Below are 17,356 nucleotides of genomic sequence, written 5' to 3' on the forward strand. Positions count from 1 at the left end.
CCTGCCCCCGGAGAGCGCCGCTCACGCCCGCACCGCCCGGGCCAGCCGGTCCGCCGCCCGTGCCCGTGGGCCGTTGTCCGGGGTGCGGCGGCGCGGGTGGACGGTGTTCGCCAGGAGGACCAGGAAGGTGTCCGTCGCCGGGTCCAGGACCAGTGATGTGCCCGTGAAGCCGGTGTGGCCCGCCGCGCCCCGGCCCGCCAGCTCGCCCATGAACCACGGCTGGTCCACCGCGAAGCCCAGGCCCGGCGGGGTCAGCATCAGCTCGACGAAGTCGGGGCCCAGGATGCGTGCCGTCCCGTAGGAGCCGCCGGCCAGCAGTGTGCGGCAGAAGACCGCCAGGTCCCGCCCCGTCGAGAACAGGCCCGCGTGCCCGGCCACTCCGCCGAGCGCCCACGCGTTCTCGTCGTGGACGCGGCCCCGCACCATCCCCCGGTCCGCCTTGGCCCACGGCCGCCGCTGGTCCTCCGTGGCCGCCGCGTCCGGGCACGGCCCGAAACCCGTCGCCGTCATCCCCAGCGGCCGGGTGATCCCGTCGCGCACGAGCGCGTCGAGGGTGCGGCCGGTGACGCGTTCCAGGACGTACTGCAGCAGCAGGAGGTTGAGGTCCGAGTAGCAGTACGTGCCGGGCGCACCCACCGGTGCCTCCGCGCGCAGCAGCGCCAGCCGCTCCTCGTGCGACGCGCAGTCGTACAACGGGAGTTCGGGCCGCAGCCCGGAGGTGTGGGTGAGCAGGTGCCGTACGGTGATCCCCGCGTCCGCCGCCGCCCGGAACTCCGGCAGGTACGCCCCCACGCGCGCGTCGATGCCGAGCGTGCCCCGCTCCAGTTGCTGCACCGCGGCGACCGCCGTGAACAGCTTGGTCAGGGAGGCCAGATCGAAGGGCGTGTCCACGGTCATCGGCACCCGCTCCTGCCGCGGCAGCTCCACGCCCCGGTCGGCCCGGGCGTCGTAGGCGGCGTAGCGGACCGCCCAGCCCGCCGCGTGCTCCACGGCGATCACCGGTCCGCGCCCGGCGACCACCACGGCGCCGGCCGCCCAGGGGCGCTCCCCGGTGACGGCGGCGTGGACCTCGCGTACGAGAAGACGCAGGTGCTCCGCGTCGAGCCCGGCCTTCTCCGGGGTGTCGACGCGCAGTCTCGGTGCGCTCAGCTCTCTGCTCCCAAGTTCTCGGCCGCGTTCGAGCGAAGGGTGTTCCCGCCCTCCGCGCCCGCGCGTGCGTTCCAGGGACGGCACAGTGCCACGAAGCAGGCGACCGCCACCAGGGCCGCCGCCAGTTGGACGACGGCCATCGGGACGGCGGTGTGCTCGCCGGCGACCCCGACGAGCGGCGAGGCGACCGCGCCGATGAGGAACGAGGTGGTGCCGAGGAGCGCGGACGCGGATCCGGCGTTGTGCCGGGTGCGCATCAGGGCGAGCGCCTGGGTGTTGGGCAGGGTGATGCCCATCGCGGACATCAGCACGAACAGGGTGGCGGCGACCGGTGCGAGACCGACGTCGCCGAGGGCGCCCGTCGCCATCAGCAGCAGTGCGGTCGCGGCGAGGGTGACGACCGTGAGGCCGACTGCGAGGACCTTGTCGAGGCTGACCCGGCCGACCAGGATCTTGCCGTTGACCTGCCCGGCGACGACCAGGCCGACCGAGTTGAGGCCGAACAGCAGGCTGAAGGTCTGGGGGGAGGCGCCGTAGATCTCCTGGATCACGAACGGGGACGCGGAGACGTACGCGAACAGCGCGGCGAAGGCGAAGCCGCCCGCGATGGTGTAGCCGGTGAAGACGCGGTCGGCCAGCAGCGTCCGCATGGAGCGCAGGGCGGCGGCCACTCCCCCGCCGTGCCGGTCGGCCGGCTCGAGCGTCTCGGGCAGGCGCACCCACACCAGCGCGGTGAGCGCGATCCCGACGAACGTGAGGACCACGAACACGCCCCGCCAGTCCGTGACGCGCAGGATCTGGCCGCCGATGAGCGGCGCGACGATCGGCGCCACCCCGGAGATCAGCATGAGGGTGGAGAAGAAGCGGGCCATGGCCATGCCGTCGTACAGGTCGCGGACGACGGCCCGGGCGATGACGATCCCGGCCGCGCCCGCGAGCCCCTGCACCAGCCGGAACGCGACCAGCGCCTCCACCGAGGGGGCCAGGGCGCACAGCATGGTGGCGAGGACGTACACGGCGAGGCCCGTGAGCAGCGGGCGGCGACGCCCCCACTTGTCGCTCATGGGGCCGACCAGGAGCTGGCCGAGCGCCATGCCCGCGAGGCAGCCGGTGAGGGTGAGCTGCACGGTCGCGGCCGGCGCGTGCAGGGACCTGGTGACCTCCGGCAGGGACGGGAGGTACATGTCCATGGCGAGCGGAGGCGTGGCGGTGAGGGCGCCGAGCAGGAAGGTGACCAGCAGACCGGTGCGGCGCAGGGCGGCCCGGGTGTGCGGTGCGGCGCCGGGCGCTGCGGCCTCCGGATCGGCTATGTGGCTGTGCGGCTGCTTCCGGTCGTGCGTGGTTCGGCCACGCTCGGGCATGTGCTCCTCCTCGTCGTACGTGCGCCCCTTATGTTCTCAGCTTCCACGGGCCGGACGAGGCGGTGTACCGAGGGGCGGACACGCCCACGTGGAGTCCTCGGGGCGAACGGGGAGGTGGCGGTCGAGCCCGTGCTGGACGTGGTCGACGTGGCGCGCACCGTGCGGCCCATGACGGAGCTGCCGCTGGAGGCGAACGTGCAGTTCGCGACCGTGCCGGTGCCGCCGACGGCGGCGGCGATGCCGGACGCGGGCCGCGGCGGACGGATCCGGCGCCTCGGGCGCCTTTTTGTCGACAACTCAACTTCCACAAACGGAATTGAAGACTCCGCACCATCCGCGCACATGACGGGCTTACGCTGAACCCGCCTACACCGGAGCTTCACATTTGGAGCACCGGTATTCCACAGGCCACACCAGGGGGGGTGGCAGCCGTTCCGTGGTCCGGAAGGGGGTGGACCTCGCGTGGGACCGCGGGGTACGCGCCGGACCGCGGAACGGCTGCCCTTGCTTCGCCCCGCCTCAACTCCGGTGGCGGCCGTCCTCGGCGGCGGCTTTGCGCCGCCCTCGCCCGCGCAGCGCGTAGACCCCGCCGGCCAGCAGCGCCGCCGCTCCCCCGGCCCCGCCGATCAGCCCCCACGGTGGACCGCCGTGCGACGCGCCGGCCGCCCCACGGGACGCCTGCCGCCCGGGCGCGGGCGTCGCCCTCGCCCCGCCCTCGCTGACCGGCTCCACCAGGGTGCCCACGGGCCGGACCTTCCCGGCGTGCGCGAAGCCCCAGTCGAGCAGGGAGGCGGTCTCCTGGTAGACGCCGTTGCCGCCGGGCTCGGGGTGCATGACGGTCACGAGGAGGGTGCGTCCGCCGCGCGTGGCGGCGCCGGTGAAGGTGTTGCCCGCGTTGCTGGTGTACCCGTTCTTGACGCCGATGAGGCCCTTGTACGTGCCAAGACCCCAGGCACCGGTCAGCAGGCGGTCGGTGTTCTGCATCTGGAAGGTCTTCTTCCCGCCCGCCGGGAAGTTCGCGATCCGGGTCGAGCAGTAGCCGCGGAAGTCCGCGTTCCTGAGGCCGTCGCGGGCGAACAGCGTGAGGTCGTACGCGGAGGAGAGCTGCCCGGGGTGGTCGAAGCCGTCGGGACTGGCCACATGGGTGTCGAGGGCCTGCAGATCGTCCGCCTTGGCCTGCATCTCGGCGATGGTCTTCGCGATCCCGCCGTTCATGTGGCTGAGGACGTGGACGGCGTCGTTGCCGGAGCGCAGGAAGACGCCGAGCCACAACTGCTCGACGGTGTACGTGATCCCGGGCTTGATGCCGACGAGGCTGGACCCGGCGGGGATGTCCGCGAGGTCGGCGTCGGTCACCGTGTACGTCCGGGTCCGCTCGAACTTCTTCAGCACGGTGTCCGCGAACAGCATCTTCAGCGTGGAGGCGGGGGCGAGCCGCCGGTGCGCGTCGCACGCGGCGAGCACCTCGCCGCTGTCGTGGTCGGCGACGAGCCAGGAGCGGGCGGTGAGCTTCTTCGGCAGCGCGGCGGCGCCCTGCACCTGGACACCGGCCAGGCCCAGTCGTTCGCCGCCGATGGCCGGGACCTCGGACGCGGACGCGGGCGCGGGTGCCGCCAGGGCCAGCGGCGCGGCGGCGGCCAGCCCGAGCAGGGCCCGCCGGGACAGCCGCGCCTCGTGCGGGGACAGCCGTCCGTCGTGCGGGGACCGCGCGCCGTACCGGGACCGCGCGTCGGGCGGGGAAAGCGGAGAGGAGAAATGCACCCCGGGACGGTACAGAGCGAATCCCCGCCGACACACGGCAGACTGATAAAGGAACAGCAAAGTCCGGGTCATGTCCGGGAAACTCCGTGACGCAGGACACATCGCTCACCAGGAGTTTCCCGGAATCACACCGTCAACGTCCCAGGAATGCGCCGTCTTACGGAAATGTGGCCCCGGGCGCCCTTCCCGCCCCTCACGCATTTCTTACCCAGAACGGCTGAAAGGCCTCCCCCGCCCCTGTGAACGCACCCCGGTGAGCGGCCGTCAGAGGGCGCTCACCTCCCGAGGATCCGGTCCACCTCGGCCAGTTGCGCGGCGGTGAGCGGCCCCTTCTCCAGGGCGCCCGCGTTCTCCTCGGCCTGGGCGACCGAACGGAAGCCCGGGATGGGCACGGTGAGCGGGCTGCGGGCCCAGATCCAGGCGAGGGCGCCCTGGGCGAGCGTACGGCCGCCGCTGGTGAGGACGTCCCGGAGCGCTTCGACGCGCCGCAGCCACTCGGCGTCGGCGCCCCCGCCCTCGGTGAAGCCCGGCAGCCACGCGGGCGGGGCGTTGCGGATGTCACCGGCCTCCAGGGCGCGCCCGGGGGTGTGCTTGCCGGTCAGCAGCCCCATGGCGAGCGGGCTGCGGTTGATGCTCGCGAGGTTCGACGCCTCGCACAGGGCGAGGAGTTCGGGCGCGTCCTGGAGGATGTTCAGACGGTGCTGGACGGCCGTGCAGTGCTCCCCCTCGGCGAACACGGCGGCGCGCGCGGGGTCGTCGGTGCTCCACGCGTAGGCGCGGATCAGCCCCTCCCGTACGAACTCCTCGCAGATGTCCCGGAGTTCGGCCGCGCGCTCGGGGTCCGCGTCGGAGAGGTGAAGCTGGTAGAGGTCGATGTGGTCGGTGTCCAGGCGGCGCAGGGAGGCGGTCAGTGCGCGGCGGGCGTACGCCGGTGAGTCGTCGCTGCCGGTGAGCAGCTTGCGTTCCTCGTCGATGAGGTTGCCCCACTTGGTGGCGATGACGACGTCGTCGCGCCGTTTGCCGAGGGCGCGCGCGAGGATCCGCTCGCTGTGGCCGGTGCCGTAGGCGTCGGCCGTGTCGAAGAAGGTGACACCGAGGTCGAGGGCGCGCCGTATCGCCCGTACGGACTCCTCGTCGTCGACCTTCCCCCAGCCCAGGGGCTGTCCGTCGGGGGACGCCCACTCACCGCCGATGGCCCAGCAGCCGAAGCCGAGGGCGCTGACCCGGATACCGCTTCTTCCCAGTGTCCTGACGTGCTCCAAGCTCTCCATGCCGAGGACCGTAGGAGTTGGAGTGCACACGAGGGCAAGCCCTTTCGCGGAGGCCGCCCGCGCCTCGCGTCAGGACCGGCCCCGCCGTGCGCCCACCCGAACGGCGTCGTGAACAGGTCGGCCGGTGTGAGGGGTGGGACGGTGGGAACGCGGAGGGGACTGTTCCTGTTGCCTGCCAGGGGAGTGACCGTGACCTGTTTCGACCGACGTGACGTGGGGCTGCTGCTGCTCAGGCTGGGCACGGGCGCGGTGCTGGCGGCGCACGGCGCGCAGAAGCTGTTCGGCTGGTTCGGCGGGGGCGGGCTCCAGGGCACCGGGCAGTGGATGGAGTCCGTGGGCTATCGGCCGGGCAAGCAGAACGCGCTGGCCTCGGGACTGGTGGAGGCGGGCGGCGGCACCCTGCTGGCGCTGGGCCTCGCCACCCCGGCGGCGGGCGCCGCGGTGGCCGGCGGGATGGCGGGCGCCGCGGCCGTGCACGCCCCGCAGGGGTTCTTCGCCCAGAGCGGCGGTCTGGAGTACCCGGTGTCCCTCGGCCTGACGGCGGCGAGCCTGGCGGTCACGGGACCGGGCCGGCTCTCCGTGGACGCGCTGTCCGGTCACGCCTTCAACCGGGACTGGATGGTTCCGGCGGCGTTCGCGGCGACGGCGGCGGGGGCGGCGCTGGTGATCGGGGCGCGGGCCAAGCGACTGCGGCAGAAGACGGAGGGCGAGCAGGAGGCGCTGTTCGAGGAGTAGCGCTCCCAGGCGTGGCGCTCGGAGGAGTGGCGCTCCGAGGGGTGGCGCTCGGAGGAGTGGCGCTTGGAGGGGTGGCGCTCCGAGGACGGCCGCAGCATGGCAGTCTGCGGGCATGACCGAACAGGTGACGTCCGCGGACCTCTGGCAGTCGGATTTCTGGGAGTCGATCGACCGGCTGCACGCGTGGCTGGACGCGAACCGTGCGCACGACGGCACGCAGGAGTTGCTGCTGCGCGTGCTGAAGCTGTCGGAGGAGGTCGGCGAGGTCGCACAGGCGGTGATCGGCGCGACGGGCCAGAACCCGCGCAAGGGCACCTCGCACAGTTGGGAGGACGTGCAGGCGGAGCTGTGCGACGTGGTGATCACGGCGCTGGTGGCACTGCGCACGCTGAACCCTCGGGCGCGCGAGGTGTTCATGGCGCATCTGGAGGGGGTCAGGGCGCGCTCGCTGGGCTCATGATCCGGGCGTTCGTTCGAGCACCCGCCCGGGCGTTTCGTCCGGGCGCTCCTCAGGGCATTCCTCCGGGCGCTCCTCAGGGCATTCCTCCGGGCGTTCGTCCGGGCGCTCCACCGAGTGAGAATGTGTCAGACATGACGCGGCCTCGTACTGTGTCCGGGTGACCACCCCGGCCCTTCGCCCCCAGTCCCTCCTGCTCAGCTTCCTCGGCGACGAGGTGCTGGGCCGCGGGGTGTGCGTGTACACGGGGAGCGTCATCGAGGTGTTCCGTCGCGCCGGGGTCGGCGAGCAGGCCACCCGGTCCACCCTCACCCGCATGGTCGCCCGCGGCCTGCTGTCCCGCCGCCGCGAGGGGCGGCGGACGTACGTCGGCCTCACCGACCGCTCGGAGGCGATCCTGCGCGACGGGGAGCGGCGCATCTGGAAGGCGGGCGCGGTCAACCGGGACTGGGACGGCACCTGGACCATGCTCGGCTTCTCACTCCCGGAGTCCTGGCAGCGCCAGCGGCACGATCTGCGGTCGCAGCTCACCTGGGCGGGGTTCGGGGCCCTGTTCAGCGGGCTGTGGATCGCGCCCGGCGAGGTGGACGTCGCCGGGATCGTGGCCGAGCTGGGGCTCGCCGCGCACGTGAAGGTCTTCCGGGCCCGGGCGGACACCGGCACGGACATCGCCGGAATGATCGACGAGACCTGGGACCTGGAGGAACTGGCCGCCCGTTACCGGGAGTTCGAGGCGTCCTGGCGGCCGTTCGCGTCGGGCGGCGCGGACATCACCTCGGAGGACGCGCTGGCGCTGCGGCTGCGGCTGACCTCCGAGTGGTTGCAGGTGATCCGCAGCGACCCCCGGCTGCCCGTACAGCACCTGCCGGCGGACTGGCCCGCGGTCGGCGCCGAGGAGACGTTCCGCGCGGTCCACGCCCTGCTGGACGCACCGGCCAGGGACGCGGCGCGGCGGCTGATCGAGACGGTGCCGGCGGAGTAGCGCGCCTGCGGGCTCGTCGCGCCGGAACGGCTGAGTAACGCACATGCGGCTCGTCGCCCCGGGCGCCGCTTCGCGAAGTGATGTTGTGCACTCCATTGACGCCCGCAAGAAAACAGCCCTACATTCCCTGACGTTCAGTGCACTGAGCAATTGAGCGCAACCGAGCGATCGGGCACCGAGCGATCGAGCACCGCGCACTGAGCACTCAGCACCGAGCAACTAAGCAACTGAGCAATCGCACGGTCCCCGCTCCCGAGCCGTCAGACAGGAGCCGACGCATGCGCGCCGCCCGCCCTCGTCCCCGTACCCGACTCCGGATCGCCCTCGCCGCCCTGGCCACGGTGGCGTCCGCGACCCTGACCGCCGCCCTGCCCGCGCCGGCCGCGCAGGCGGACCCGGGGGCCACCCACCTCACCGGCACCCTCGCCGACGGCGCCACTTGGATCGCGGACGTCCCCGCCCGCTGGAACGGCACCCTGCTGCTGTTCAGCCACGGCTTCGGCCCGACCGTCGCCCAGGACGCCCCCTCCGACGCCGTACGCACCGAGCTGCTCGCCGAGGGCTATGCGATGGCCGGGTCGTCGTACGACCCCCATGGCTCGATGTGGGCCCTCAACAGCGCCGAACGCGACCAGTTCGCCACGCTCGGCGCGGTCACAGCGAAGATCGGCACACCGCGGCGCACGCTGTCCGTCGGCCAGTCCATGGGCGGGCTCGTCAACGCGCAGATCGCCCGCGACGGGGCCGGCCGCGTCGACGGCGCGCTCGGCCTGTGCGGCCTGGTGGCGGGCGCCACGGACCTGGACAACTACCAGCTCGACGCCGAGTACACCATCGCCCGCCTGCTCCTGCCCGGGCAGGACGTGGGTCTGGTCCGCTTCGGCTCCGCCGCCGACGCGGCCGCCACCGCCAAGAAGCTCACCGACGCCGTCACCGCCGCCCAGGCCACCCCGCAGGGCCGCGCCCGGATCGCGCTGGCCGCCGCCTTCCTGAACCTGCCGGCATGGGCGCCCGGCGAGACCGCCCCCGCGCCGACGGACTGGTCAGGGCAGGAGCAGCAGCAGTACGCGTGGTTCGCGCAGGGCATCCTCTCCTTCGTCGAGGGCGGCCGGTACGCCATCGAGCAGTCTGCCGGAGGCAACAACTCCTGGAACAAGGGCGTCGACTACGCCCGCCTGCTCGCCGGTTCCGAGCACGCCCCGCAGGTCCGCGCCCTGTACCGGGCGGCCGGCCTGGACCTGGGCGCCGACCTCACGTCCCTGACGGCGGGCGCCGCGATCACCGCCGACCCGGCCGCCGTACGCGCCGCGCAGCGCACCTCCTCCGCCGGTCAGAGCCTCGGCGTGCCGCTGCTGGACGTGCACACCGTCGCCGACAACCTGGTCCCGGTCCAGCAGGAACGGCGGTTCGGCGACCGGGTGCGCGCCGCCGGGGACGGGGCGCTGCTGCGGCAGGCCTACGTCCAGCGGCAGGGCCACTGCGCGTTCACCACGGCCGAGACGGTGGCCGCCCTGCACGCGCTGGAGCACCGCGTCGCCACCGGCCACTGGGACGACGCGGCGACCCCGGCCGCGCTCCAGCGGTCGGCGACCGCGCTGGGCCTGGACGGGGCGGCGTACATCCCGTACCGCCCGGCCCGCCTGACGGCCGGCCGCGACCGCCCGGCACACCCCACCCACCACTGACGCACCGCCGCACTCGCGGCCCGACCCTCGCGCCCCGCTCCCCGTGGCCCCGCGCCCCGGCACCTTGCACCACACCCACCACTGACGTTGGGACCCGCTCATGTCCGACACACCCGCTGCCGCGTCCGCTTCCTCTCCCCCGTCCACCACCTCCGCTTCCTCGTCCGCCTCCCTCCCGATCGGCACGCTCGTCGCCGGCTGTCTCGCCGTCTGCCTGGCCCAGATCGGCCTCGCGATGCCGGCCACGCTCAACGGCCTGTTCCAGGAGCACCTGCACCCCGTCGGCTCCCAGCTCACGTGGATCTCGGACGCGTTCCTCCTCCCCGTGGCCGTCCTCGAACTGTCCTTCGGCGTCCTCGGCGACCTCTTCGGCCGCAAACGGCTGCTGGTCGGCGGCGCGGCGCTGCTGTGCGCGGGTGAGGTCGTCGCCGCGAGCGCCTCCGGCATCCACCAGCTCTGGGTGGGCCAGGCGCTGGCCGGTCTGGGCGCCGCCGCGCTCTTCCCCACCTCGCTCGCCATGATCGCGGCCGGTACGCACACCGGCCCCCAGCGGGCCCGCGCCATCGCCGTATGGGCCTCCAGCCTCTCCGCGGGCGGCTTCCTCGCCCCGCTGCTCGGCGGCATCACCGGCACCTACGGCTCGTGGCGCTCGGCGTTCGTGGTGGTCGCGGTCCTGGCCGCGATCAGCGCGCTGGTGAGCCTCTGGCTCGCCACCGACTCCCGGGCCCCGGAGGGCCGCTCGCTCGACGTCGGCGGCCAGATCACCATCGGCGTCGGCCTCTTCGCACTGCTGTACGCCGTCATCCAGGGGCCGACGGACGGTTGGGGCTCGACCCCGGTGGTCGTGGCGTTCGTGATCGCGGCGGTCTTCGTGGGCCTGTTCGTCTACGCCGAGAGCCGAGCCCGCTCCCCGCTCCTGCGCCTGGACCTGTTCCGCAACCGCTCCTTCGCGATCGCCTCGGTCGTCGCGGTCGTGGGCATGTTCAGCTTCCTGGGCACGGCGTACGCGGCCAGCATCCGGCTCGGTCCGATCCAGCACCAGAGCCCGATGCGCACGGCGTTCGCGTTCCTGCTGCTCAACGCCATCACCCCGGTCCTCACCCCGCTGACCTCGCGGCTGCTGCACCGGCTGCCCGCCCGGGCGCTCCTCACCGCCGGCCTGGCGCTGATCGCGGCGGGCGACTTCCTCGCGGCGGGACTGGACGTGGGCGACGAGAACCTGACGTCCCTCATCCTGCCGCTGGGGCTGGTCGGCATCGGCTTCGCGTTCACGGTGTCGTCGATCACCGCGACGGCCGTCAACACGGTCCCGGTGCCGCTCGCGGGCATGGCGAGCGCGGCCACCAACCTGCTGCGCGACTTCGGCTTCACGCTGGGCCCGGCCGTCATCGGCGCGGTGGCGCTGAGCCAGGCCGCGACCCGGGTGACCTCCTCGCTGACCGCCTCGTCCTCGCTGAGCGCGGAGTCCAAGGCGGCGGCACACGAGGTGCTGAAGGAGGGCGGCCCGCTCGCCCTCAACTCGGTACCCCCCGCCTCCCCGCCCGGCGCGGCCCGCTCCTACGCCCTGGACGCGCTCGGCCACGGCTACTCGATCGGCTTCGTGGTGTGCGGCTCGGCCGCCCTGTTCTCGGCACTGCTGGTGGTGACGGCACTGCGGGGACGTACGGCGGAGGAGAACGCGGCGCAGCCGGACGACGGCGGAAAGGAGCGCGCCGTACTCGCCACGGGCTGAGGCGGGGCGAACCACCTCTCCGTGAGACCCCGGGGCTGCTCGGCACCCCGGGGTCTTGGCTCCGGCCGATTGAGCGCGGTCCAGACGGGCACACGATGGGCATGGTCGGCGACACGGACGACGACAGGTCGATGCGTCGGCAGGGCGCGAGCGGCCACCGGACGGTGCCGCACACCGCCGATGTGCGCATCGAGGCCTGGGGAGTGAGCCGGGAGAGCTGCCTGGCGGAGGCGGCGTCCGGTCTTGTGGACTGCTTCGCGGACCTGTCCACGGCACGACCCACCGCCGTGGAGCGCGTACGGCTGGCCGAGAACGACGACGACGATCTGCTGGCCGCGCTGCTGGAGGAGGTCGTCTACCGGCTGGAGGTCCACGGCCAGGTGCCCGTGGACGTGGAGGCCGAGTCCGACGACGAGGGGCTGGAGGTGCGGCTGACGGTCACCGGACTGTCGGACGTGGAGATCACCGGCGCCGTACCGAAGGGCGTGTCGTGGCACGGCCTGCACATGGGCCCGGACCCGTACGGCTGGTCGTGCACGGCGATCGTGGACGTGTGAGACAGACGTACGTGCAGGTAGGGGCCGGGGCCGACTGAGACAGATGCGCAGCAGAGTCGGGGCCGGCCGAGACAAACGCACGACAGGGACCGGGCCGGCTGAGACAAACGCACAGCAGGAGCCGGGTCAGCCTTTGACGACCCCGAGCGGCACCAGACGGGCCACGATCCGGCACAGTCCGGCACTCTCACTCGCCGCCACGACCTCCCCGACGTCCTTGTACGCCTCCGGAGCCTCTTCGGCGAGCCCGCGCCAGGAGAGCGGCCGAGCCGCGATGCCGTCCCGCTCGAGCCTGGCCCGCAGCTCCCTCCCAGTGATCGTGCGGGCGGCCTGGTGCCGGCTCATCCTGCGCCCCGCACCGTGGCAGGTGGAGAAGAAGGCACCTCCCCCGGCCACCCCGGCCAGGACGTAAGAGGCAGTGCCCATGGTCCCGGGAATGAGCACGGGCTGTCCCTGAGGGCGGAGGTCCTCGGGAAGATCGGGGTCGCCGGGCGGAAACGCCCGAGTGGCCCCCTTGCGGTGCACGCACAACCGACGCCGCCGCCCGCCCACCTCATGGGTCTCGAGCTTGGCGAGGTTGTGCGACACGTCGTACACGAGGGACAGCCGGACGTTCGCGGCGCGACGGAAGACCCGACGAGCGGCTTCGGTGAGGAGCTGACGGTTGGCGCGCCCGTAGTTGGCGGCGGCGGCCATCGCCCCCAGATACGCCCGCCCCTCCGGCGAGTCCACCGGAGTGCAGGCAAGCTGCCGGTCGGGCACGGAGATGCCGTACCGCGCCATGGCCCGGTCCATCGCCCGCACGTGATCGGTACAGATCTGGTGCCCGAGCCCGCGCGACCCGCAGTGGATCATCACGGTGACCTGCCCGAGGGCGATCCCGAAGGCGCCCGCAGCCGCCTGGTCGTACACCTCGGCGACCTGCTGCACCTCAAGGAAGTGATTGGCCGACCCGAGACTCCCCACCTGCCCGAGCCCCCGCTCCCGGGCCCGCCCGCCGACCTGCCCGACATCGGCGTCGAGTACCGCTCCCCGGTCCTCGCACCGGACAAGATCCCGTTCCTCCCCGTGCCCCTGCTCCACGGCATAACGGGCCCCGCCCTCCAGCACCCGCTCCAGCTCCCCACCGCTGAGCCGCCACACACCACCGGGCCCGGCACCGCGCGGAACGGCCCGGTCGAGCCCGTCCATGACCGCGTCGAGGGCGCCCCTGAGCCCCTCCCGATCGCAATCAGCAGCCAGCAGCCGCACCCCACAGGAGATGTCGAACCCCACCCCACCCGGCGACACCACACCCCCGTCGCCGACGTCGGTCGCCGCGACACCACCGATGGGAAACCCGTAACCCCAGTGGATGTCGGGCATGGCGTACGAGGCGCCGACGATCCCGGGCAACGTCGCCACATTGACGACCTGCTCCAGAGCCTGCTCGGCATCACGCAGCAGCCCCCGGGAGGCGAAGACGACACCCGGGACGCGCATGTCACCATGCCGTTCGATGCGGAAGCGGTGGGGGGCTTCTTCGAGGAGGTCCATGGTGGTCTCCTACGAGGTGCGGTGCGGACGCCCGCTTCTCACATTCCGGGTACCCGGACCACGACCGCCTGTGCGTCCTGCCGGCTCCGGCTCACTGCGTGACGGGTCAGCGTTCGACGGCGAACCGTACGAAGGCAGCCCACTCGGAACGCGGGAACCTCAGTTGGGCGCGGGCGGGGACCTTGGAGTCGCGGACGTGCACGGTGGTGGGCGTTGCGGCGGCCTCCAGGCATTCGCCGCCTTCGCCACCGCTGTAACTGCTCTTGAACCAGGCGAGTTCGGGCGAGGTGGTGTCAGTACTCATCGCTCTCCCAACAGTTTGACCATCAGGGCAAGGGACTCGCCTGGCGTGAGAGCCTGCCCACGGATGGCTCCATACCGTGCGGCCAGCATACGCACTTCTTCCGGGTCAGTGATCAAATGGCTGGCACCTTGCACCTCCAGGTAGCCGACCTGCGGCTTTCCCTTGGGCGTCAGGAGAACGAAAGGTCCGTCCACGCCGGGGTTCTCGTCGCAGCCCAACGGCAGAACCTGCAACGTGGTGCTGCGCAACCGCCCGACGTTCACCAGGTGCCGTAGCTGCTCCTGCTGGACCTTCGTCCCGCCAATCTCACGTCGCAGAACAGCCTCGTCGATGACTGCCGTGACGATGGGTGGCGGCCAGTGAGTAAGGATCTCTTGGCGAGCCATCCGAGCGGCCACACGCTGCTCGATGGTCTCCTCAGCCCATAGCGGCTGTCGCACACTGAATGTGACTCGCGCGTAGTCCTCTGTCTGCAGCAGACCCGGCACCGTGACCATGCTGAAGAAGTTGATCTCAACCGCGCTCGACTCCAACCGCGCATAATCCCTGAACCACGCCGGATGGCGAACCCTCGCCTTCGCCTTGGCCCTCTCAACATCCTCGATCGTGGCCCTCAACAACCCCCCGGCCCCGAGAAGTTCATCCGCCGCCTCCAGGAACTCCCGCTGCGGCGTACGCCTCCCCCTCTCCAGCGACGAGACCAGGTCCTCGCTGTACCCGAGCCGGTCCCCCAACTCCTTCTGCGTGAGCCCGGCCCGCTCCCGGAGCAACTTGACCTGCTTGCCGACGGCCCGCATCAGGTCACCGCTGAGCTCGCCCTCGTCGTACGGCTCCTGCGCCTCCGACACCGCCTACCCCCCTCACAGGTCACGGCCGACACCGGTACCGAACACGGTCCGCACCGGTACACACACCCTCCGTACCGAAGGATTCCCTGGTCAGGCTAGAGCGCCCCGGCCACGCTCGGTGACATGAAGTCAGAGATCTCCACCCGGCGCTTCACCCAGCTCCTCAGCGCCACGCCCCGAGGCGCCCGCCTGGCCCGTCTGCTGACAGTGCAGCAACTCACCCAATGGGGATGGCCACCCTCCTGCACGGCCATTGACTCCGCCGCCCTGGTGGTAGCCGAACTGTCAGCGAACGCGGTCACGCACGGCCGAGTGACCGGCCGCTGTTTCCGCCTGACGCTCCGCCTCGACGCCCCGGACCCGGACACCCTCCGAATCGAGGTCACGGACCCCCGAGGCGACCGCCCGGCCCTACCGAGCACGACCGCCTTCTGCGACCCGACCGCCGATTCCGGCCGCGGCCTGCTCCTCGTGGAAGCCCTCGCGACCCGCTGGGGCAGCGCCCCGTACCCGCCCTCGGGCAAGACCGTCTGGGCATGCCTCCCACTCCCCTAACGGCGAATGCGTGACAGTCCGTTCACACTCGGACACGGGCACGCTGTTCCGGCGGGTGGATCCGCCGACGGAGGTCATACGTCCGCAGGACGGCGGCCTGCTCCGGTTGGAGGCCGACGCGCTCAGCGCGGCAGATTGACGGCTACAGCCTCGCTCTCGCGCCTGGGGCCCGCCCTCACAGGCTGGAGGGAGGGCCTCCGACGCAGGTCAGAGGCCCTTTCTCAGGCAAAGCCGCAGGAGCGGCAGACGAGTCGGGCTGTACGCCGGGTTCTGTTCCCCGGGCTCCTCGCGGAGCCTGGGGCGACGGCCATCCATCTAGGGCCGGCGTTGCCGCCGGTCTCGTGCGGTCTACCCGCGGACTCGGGCGGGCAGCCCTCGAGCGTCCGCGCAGAGCGCCTTTCACAGCGCTCCTTTTGACCTTGCTCCGGGTGGGGTTTACCTAGCTGCCCAGGTCGCCCTGGGCACTGGTGGTCTCTTACACCACCGTTTCACCCTTACCGAGGACCGAGGTCCCCGGCGGTTTGCTTTCTGTGGCACTGTCCCGCGGGTCACCCCGGGTGGCCGTTAGCCACCACCCTGCCCTGTGGAGCCCGGACGTTCCTCGGGGAGCGCCCCCGTCAGGGGGACTCCACGCGGCCGTCCGCCCGGCTCGTCTGCCGTGTGGACCATGGTACCCGGCGCGGCTCCCCCTCCGGTGCCGGTGCCGGTGCCACGGTCGGGCCCGCCGTCGCGAGCACCGAGCCTGCCAGGATCAGCGCGAAGGCGATCATGATGCCTGCCGTCAGGGGCTCGTCCAGCAGGGCCGCGCCCGCCGCCACCGCGATCGCCGGGTTGACGTACGTGATCACCGTCGCGCGGGTGGGGCCTGCCTCCTTGATCAGTTCCAGGAAGGCCACGAAGGCGACCGCCGTGCAGATGACGCCCAGGCCGGCCAGCGCGGCCAGGACCTGGGCCGAGGGGACCGTGGTCGGCCACGCGGCCGCCGCCGCGGGGGCGTAGACCAGGGCCGCCAGCGTCAGGCAGGGTGCCGTGAGCTGGAGGGACGGGACGTCCTTCAGGTGCCGGGCGGCTATCAGCGGGGCGGTCGCGTAGCCGAGGACCGTCAGCAGTACCTCGGCCAGGGAGCGGGCGTCGCCGCCGGTCAGGTGGGGTGCGGTGAGGACGCCGACGCCGGCCAGGCCCACCGCCAGGCCCGCCAGCCGTCGTAGGCCCAGTCGTTCCGTGTCGCCGAACAGCCGGGCCGCGACCACGCCCACGATCGGGACGCCCGCGATCAGCAGGCCCGCCGTGGAGCTGGACAGGTGCCGTTCGGCGTCGGTGAGCGTGAGCCAGGGGCCCATGATCTCGATGCACGCGAAGGCCAGCATGGGGCGCCAGTGGGTCCGCAGGACCCGGGGCAGGCCCCCTTGCCGTATAGCGAACGGGAGCAGGAGCGCGGCGCCCAGTGCGCAGCGGGTGAACACCACCATGGTGGGGGACACGGCGTCCACCGCCACTTTGATCATCAGGTAGGGGATGCCCCAGATCACTCCCATGAGGGAGAAGAGGAACCAGCCTCGTGCAGTCATGCGGTGAGTTTGGGCCCGGTCACGACGCCGCGTCTTGAACGCTGTTGCGGTACGCCGCCGGGGTCACCCCGAGCACGCGACGGAACCAGCGCGTCAGGTGCGCCTGGTCGGCGAAGCCCACGAGCGGCGCGACGTCCGCCGGGCGCAGGCCTGCCTCCAGCAGGCCGCGGGCCCTGGTCACGCGGTACTGGGCCAGCCAGGCGTACGGCGGCAGGCCCATCTCGGTGCGGAAGGCGCGCAGCAACTGGTAGCGGGACATGCCCAGGTCGGCGGCCAGGGCGGCCAGGGAGGGCGGGGCGAGGAGTTCGTCGGCGAGGCGGTCGCGGACGGTGTGGGCGATCGAGGCGGCGCCGGGGATCGTGTCGGACGTCGGCCGGGCCGTGGAGTGGCGGCGGGCGAGGGCCGTGAGCAGCCATGGGAGGCGGGACTCGGCCTCGAGGGGGTCGGGGCAGGCGCTGAGTTCGGTGTGGGTGGCGCGCAGGGCGGCGACCAGTTCGGGGTCGTCGAGGAGCGGTTCGCGGAAGTGCGGCAGGCCGCCGAGGATGCCGTCGGCGAGCAGCGCGGGGTCGGCGTACAGGGCGCGGTAGGCGTAGCCGTCGGTGGTGGTGGCGGGGGCGCCGGTGTGGGTCTCGCCGGGGTCGAGGACGACGATGGTGCCGGGGCCGGTGCGGATGTGGCCGCCGCGGTAGTCGATGACCTCGGAGCCGCCGACACAGACGCCGATGGTGAACTGCTCGTGGGCGTGCGGGGCGTAGCGGTGCTGGTCGAAGCAGGCGGTGAGGAGGTCTAGGGGCGGGCCGCCGGCGCCGAGCCGTGCCCTGGTCCACGTGGCCTGTTCCCGTACGCCCATCCCGC

General features: G+C 72.5%; 15 protein-coding genes, 1 other RNA gene and 2 pseudogenes. 8 read left to right on the top strand and 10 right to left on the bottom strand.

Annotated features, from left to right (window positions below):
- Positions 1-21 precede the first annotated feature (21 nt).
- Positions 22-1,134: a serine hydrolase domain-containing protein gene (locus ACZ4SW_RS07520; RefSeq protein WP_468239432.1), complete on the bottom strand. Its 1,113-nt coding sequence runs from the start codon at positions 1,132-1,134 to the stop codon at positions 22-24.
- An 11-nt stretch (positions 1,135-1,145) separates the two neighbouring features.
- Positions 1,146-2,510: a multidrug effflux MFS transporter gene (locus ACZ4SW_RS07525; protein WP_468239163.1), complete on the bottom strand. Its 1,365-nt coding sequence runs from the start codon at positions 2,508-2,510 to the stop codon at positions 1,146-1,148.
- 90 nt (positions 2,511-2,600) lie between these two features.
- Here ACZ4SW_RS07525 and ACZ4SW_RS07530 point away from each other — a divergent pair.
- Positions 2,601-2,768: pseudogene (locus tag ACZ4SW_RS07530) on the top strand (3-oxoacyl-ACP reductase); the annotation flags it as partial.
- A gap of 261 nt (positions 2,769-3,029) precedes the next feature.
- Here ACZ4SW_RS07530 and ACZ4SW_RS07535 read toward each other — a convergent pair.
- Both ACZ4SW_RS07535 and ACZ4SW_RS07540 read right to left on the bottom strand, forming a co-directional pair.
- Positions 3,030-4,271, bottom strand: coding sequence for a D-alanyl-D-alanine carboxypeptidase family protein (locus ACZ4SW_RS07535; protein ID WP_468239165.1), 1,242 nt, complete (start codon positions 4,269-4,271; stop codon positions 3,030-3,032).
- A 275-nt stretch (positions 4,272-4,546) separates the two neighbouring features.
- On the bottom strand, positions 4,547-5,542 hold the full coding sequence (locus ACZ4SW_RS07540; RefSeq protein ID WP_468239168.1) for an aldo/keto reductase: 996 nt from the start codon (positions 5,540-5,542) through the stop codon (positions 4,547-4,549).
- Between the two features lie 189 nt (positions 5,543-5,731).
- On the opposite strand from ACZ4SW_RS07540, the gene ACZ4SW_RS07545 reads away from it, so the two are divergent.
- The 6 genes from ACZ4SW_RS07545 to ACZ4SW_RS07570 all read left to right on the top strand — a co-directional run bounded on the left by ACZ4SW_RS07545 (position 5,732) and on the right by ACZ4SW_RS07570 (position 11,690).
- A complete protein-coding gene (locus ACZ4SW_RS07545) occupies positions 5,732-6,277 on the top strand; it encodes a DoxX family protein (RefSeq protein WP_468239170.1) in 546 nt (181 codons plus the stop codon).
- Positions 6,278-6,389: 112 nt separating this feature from the next.
- Complete coding sequence (locus tag ACZ4SW_RS07550) at positions 6,390-6,737, top strand: MazG-like family protein (protein ID WP_468239173.1); 348 nt, start codon at positions 6,390-6,392, stop codon at positions 6,735-6,737.
- A gap of 157 nt (positions 6,738-6,894) precedes the next feature.
- The gene (locus ACZ4SW_RS07555) at positions 6,895-7,716 is read left to right on the top strand and encodes a PaaX family transcriptional regulator (protein WP_468239176.1); all 822 of its coding nucleotides are present in this window, start codon (positions 6,895-6,897) and stop codon (positions 7,714-7,716) included.
- Positions 7,717-7,994: 278 nt separating this feature from the next.
- The gene (locus tag ACZ4SW_RS07560; RefSeq protein WP_468239179.1) at positions 7,995-9,401 is read left to right on the top strand and encodes an alpha/beta hydrolase; all 1,407 of its coding nucleotides are present in this window, start codon (positions 7,995-7,997) and stop codon (positions 9,399-9,401) included.
- A gap of 100 nt (positions 9,402-9,501) precedes the next feature.
- On the top strand, positions 9,502-11,133 hold the full coding sequence (locus tag ACZ4SW_RS07565; RefSeq protein ID WP_468239182.1) for an MFS transporter: 1,632 nt from the start codon (positions 9,502-9,504) through the stop codon (positions 11,131-11,133).
- 101 nt (positions 11,134-11,234) lie between these two features.
- Entirely contained in the window at positions 11,235-11,690 is a 456-nt protein-coding gene (locus ACZ4SW_RS07570) for an archease (RefSeq protein WP_468239185.1), read from the top strand.
- A 126-nt stretch (positions 11,691-11,816) separates the two neighbouring features.
- On the opposite strand, the gene ACZ4SW_RS07575 is transcribed toward ACZ4SW_RS07570, so the two are convergent.
- The 3 genes from ACZ4SW_RS07575 to ACZ4SW_RS07585 form a co-directional block, all read right to left on the bottom strand.
- Positions 11,817-13,226: an RtcB family protein gene (locus ACZ4SW_RS07575; RefSeq protein ID WP_468239187.1), complete on the bottom strand. Its 1,410-nt coding sequence runs from the start codon at positions 13,224-13,226 to the stop codon at positions 11,817-11,819.
- A 106-nt stretch (positions 13,227-13,332) separates the two neighbouring features.
- Positions 13,333-13,530, bottom strand: a complete 198-nt coding sequence (locus ACZ4SW_RS07580) for a DUF397 domain-containing protein (RefSeq protein ID WP_468239190.1) — start codon at positions 13,528-13,530, stop codon at positions 13,333-13,335.
- Complete coding sequence (locus ACZ4SW_RS07585) at positions 13,527-14,378, bottom strand: helix-turn-helix domain-containing protein (RefSeq protein WP_468239193.1); 852 nt, start codon at positions 14,376-14,378, stop codon at positions 13,527-13,529. The genes ACZ4SW_RS07580 and ACZ4SW_RS07585 overlap by 4 nt, the downstream gene beginning before the upstream one ends.
- 123 nt (positions 14,379-14,501) lie before the next feature.
- Here ACZ4SW_RS07585 and ACZ4SW_RS07590 point away from each other — a divergent pair, with 123 nt between their 5' ends.
- On the top strand, positions 14,502-14,933 hold the full coding sequence (locus ACZ4SW_RS07590) for an ATP-binding protein (RefSeq protein WP_468239196.1): 432 nt from the start codon (positions 14,502-14,504) through the stop codon (positions 14,931-14,933).
- A 243-nt stretch (positions 14,934-15,176) separates the two neighbouring features.
- On the opposite strand, the gene rnpB is transcribed toward ACZ4SW_RS07590, so the two are convergent.
- The 3 genes and pseudogenes from rnpB to ACZ4SW_RS07605 all read right to left on the bottom strand — a co-directional run bounded on the left by rnpB (position 15,177) and on the right by ACZ4SW_RS07605 (position 17,351).
- Positions 15,177-15,585: RNase P RNA component class A (rnpB, locus tag ACZ4SW_RS07595), an RNA gene on the bottom strand.
- A gap of 136 nt (positions 15,586-15,721) precedes the next feature.
- A pseudogene (locus tag ACZ4SW_RS07600) lies at positions 15,722-16,501 on the bottom strand (DMT family transporter); the annotation flags it as partial.
- A gap of 19 nt (positions 16,502-16,520) precedes the next feature.
- Positions 16,521-17,351, bottom strand: a complete 831-nt coding sequence (locus ACZ4SW_RS07605) for an AraC family transcriptional regulator (protein WP_468239198.1) — start codon at positions 17,349-17,351, stop codon at positions 16,521-16,523.
- Between the last annotated feature and the right edge of the window lie 5 nt (positions 17,352-17,356).

The sequence above is a fragment of the Streptomyces sp. NPDC028331 genome (genome assembly GCF_055565775.1).

What these genes read in the sequence shown, in the direction of transcription:
- ACZ4SW_RS07525 (WP_468239163.1), bottom strand. Translation starts at nt 2,510, where the DNA reads ATGCCCGAGCGTGGCCGAACCACGCACGACCGGAAGCAGCCGCACAGC.
- ACZ4SW_RS07540 (WP_468239168.1), bottom strand. Translation starts at nt 5,542, where the DNA reads ATGGAGAGCTTGGAGCACGTCAGGACACTGGGAAGAAGCGGTATCCGG.
- ACZ4SW_RS07550 (WP_468239173.1), top strand. Translation starts at nt 6,390, where the DNA reads ATGACCGAACAGGTGACGTCCGCGGACCTCTGGCAGTCGGATTTCTGG.
- ACZ4SW_RS07560 (WP_468239179.1), top strand. Translation starts at nt 7,995, where the DNA reads ATGCGCGCCGCCCGCCCTCGTCCCCGTACCCGACTCCGGATCGCCCTC.
- ACZ4SW_RS07565 (WP_468239182.1), top strand. Translation starts at nt 9,502, where the DNA reads ATGTCCGACACACCCGCTGCCGCGTCCGCTTCCTCTCCCCCGTCCACC.
- ACZ4SW_RS07570 (WP_468239185.1), top strand. Translation starts at nt 11,235, where the DNA reads ATGGTCGGCGACACGGACGACGACAGGTCGATGCGTCGGCAGGGCGCG.
- ACZ4SW_RS07575 (WP_468239187.1), bottom strand. Translation starts at nt 13,226, where the DNA reads ATGGACCTCCTCGAAGAAGCCCCCCACCGCTTCCGCATCGAACGGCAT.
- ACZ4SW_RS07580 (WP_468239190.1), bottom strand. Translation starts at nt 13,530, where the DNA reads ATGAGTACTGACACCACCTCGCCCGAACTCGCCTGGTTCAAGAGCAGT.
- ACZ4SW_RS07590 (WP_468239196.1), top strand. Translation starts at nt 14,502, where the DNA reads ATGAAGTCAGAGATCTCCACCCGGCGCTTCACCCAGCTCCTCAGCGCC.
- ACZ4SW_RS07605 (WP_468239198.1), bottom strand. Translation starts at nt 17,351, where the DNA reads ATGGGCGTACGGGAACAGGCCACGTGGACCAGGGCACGGCTCGGCGCC.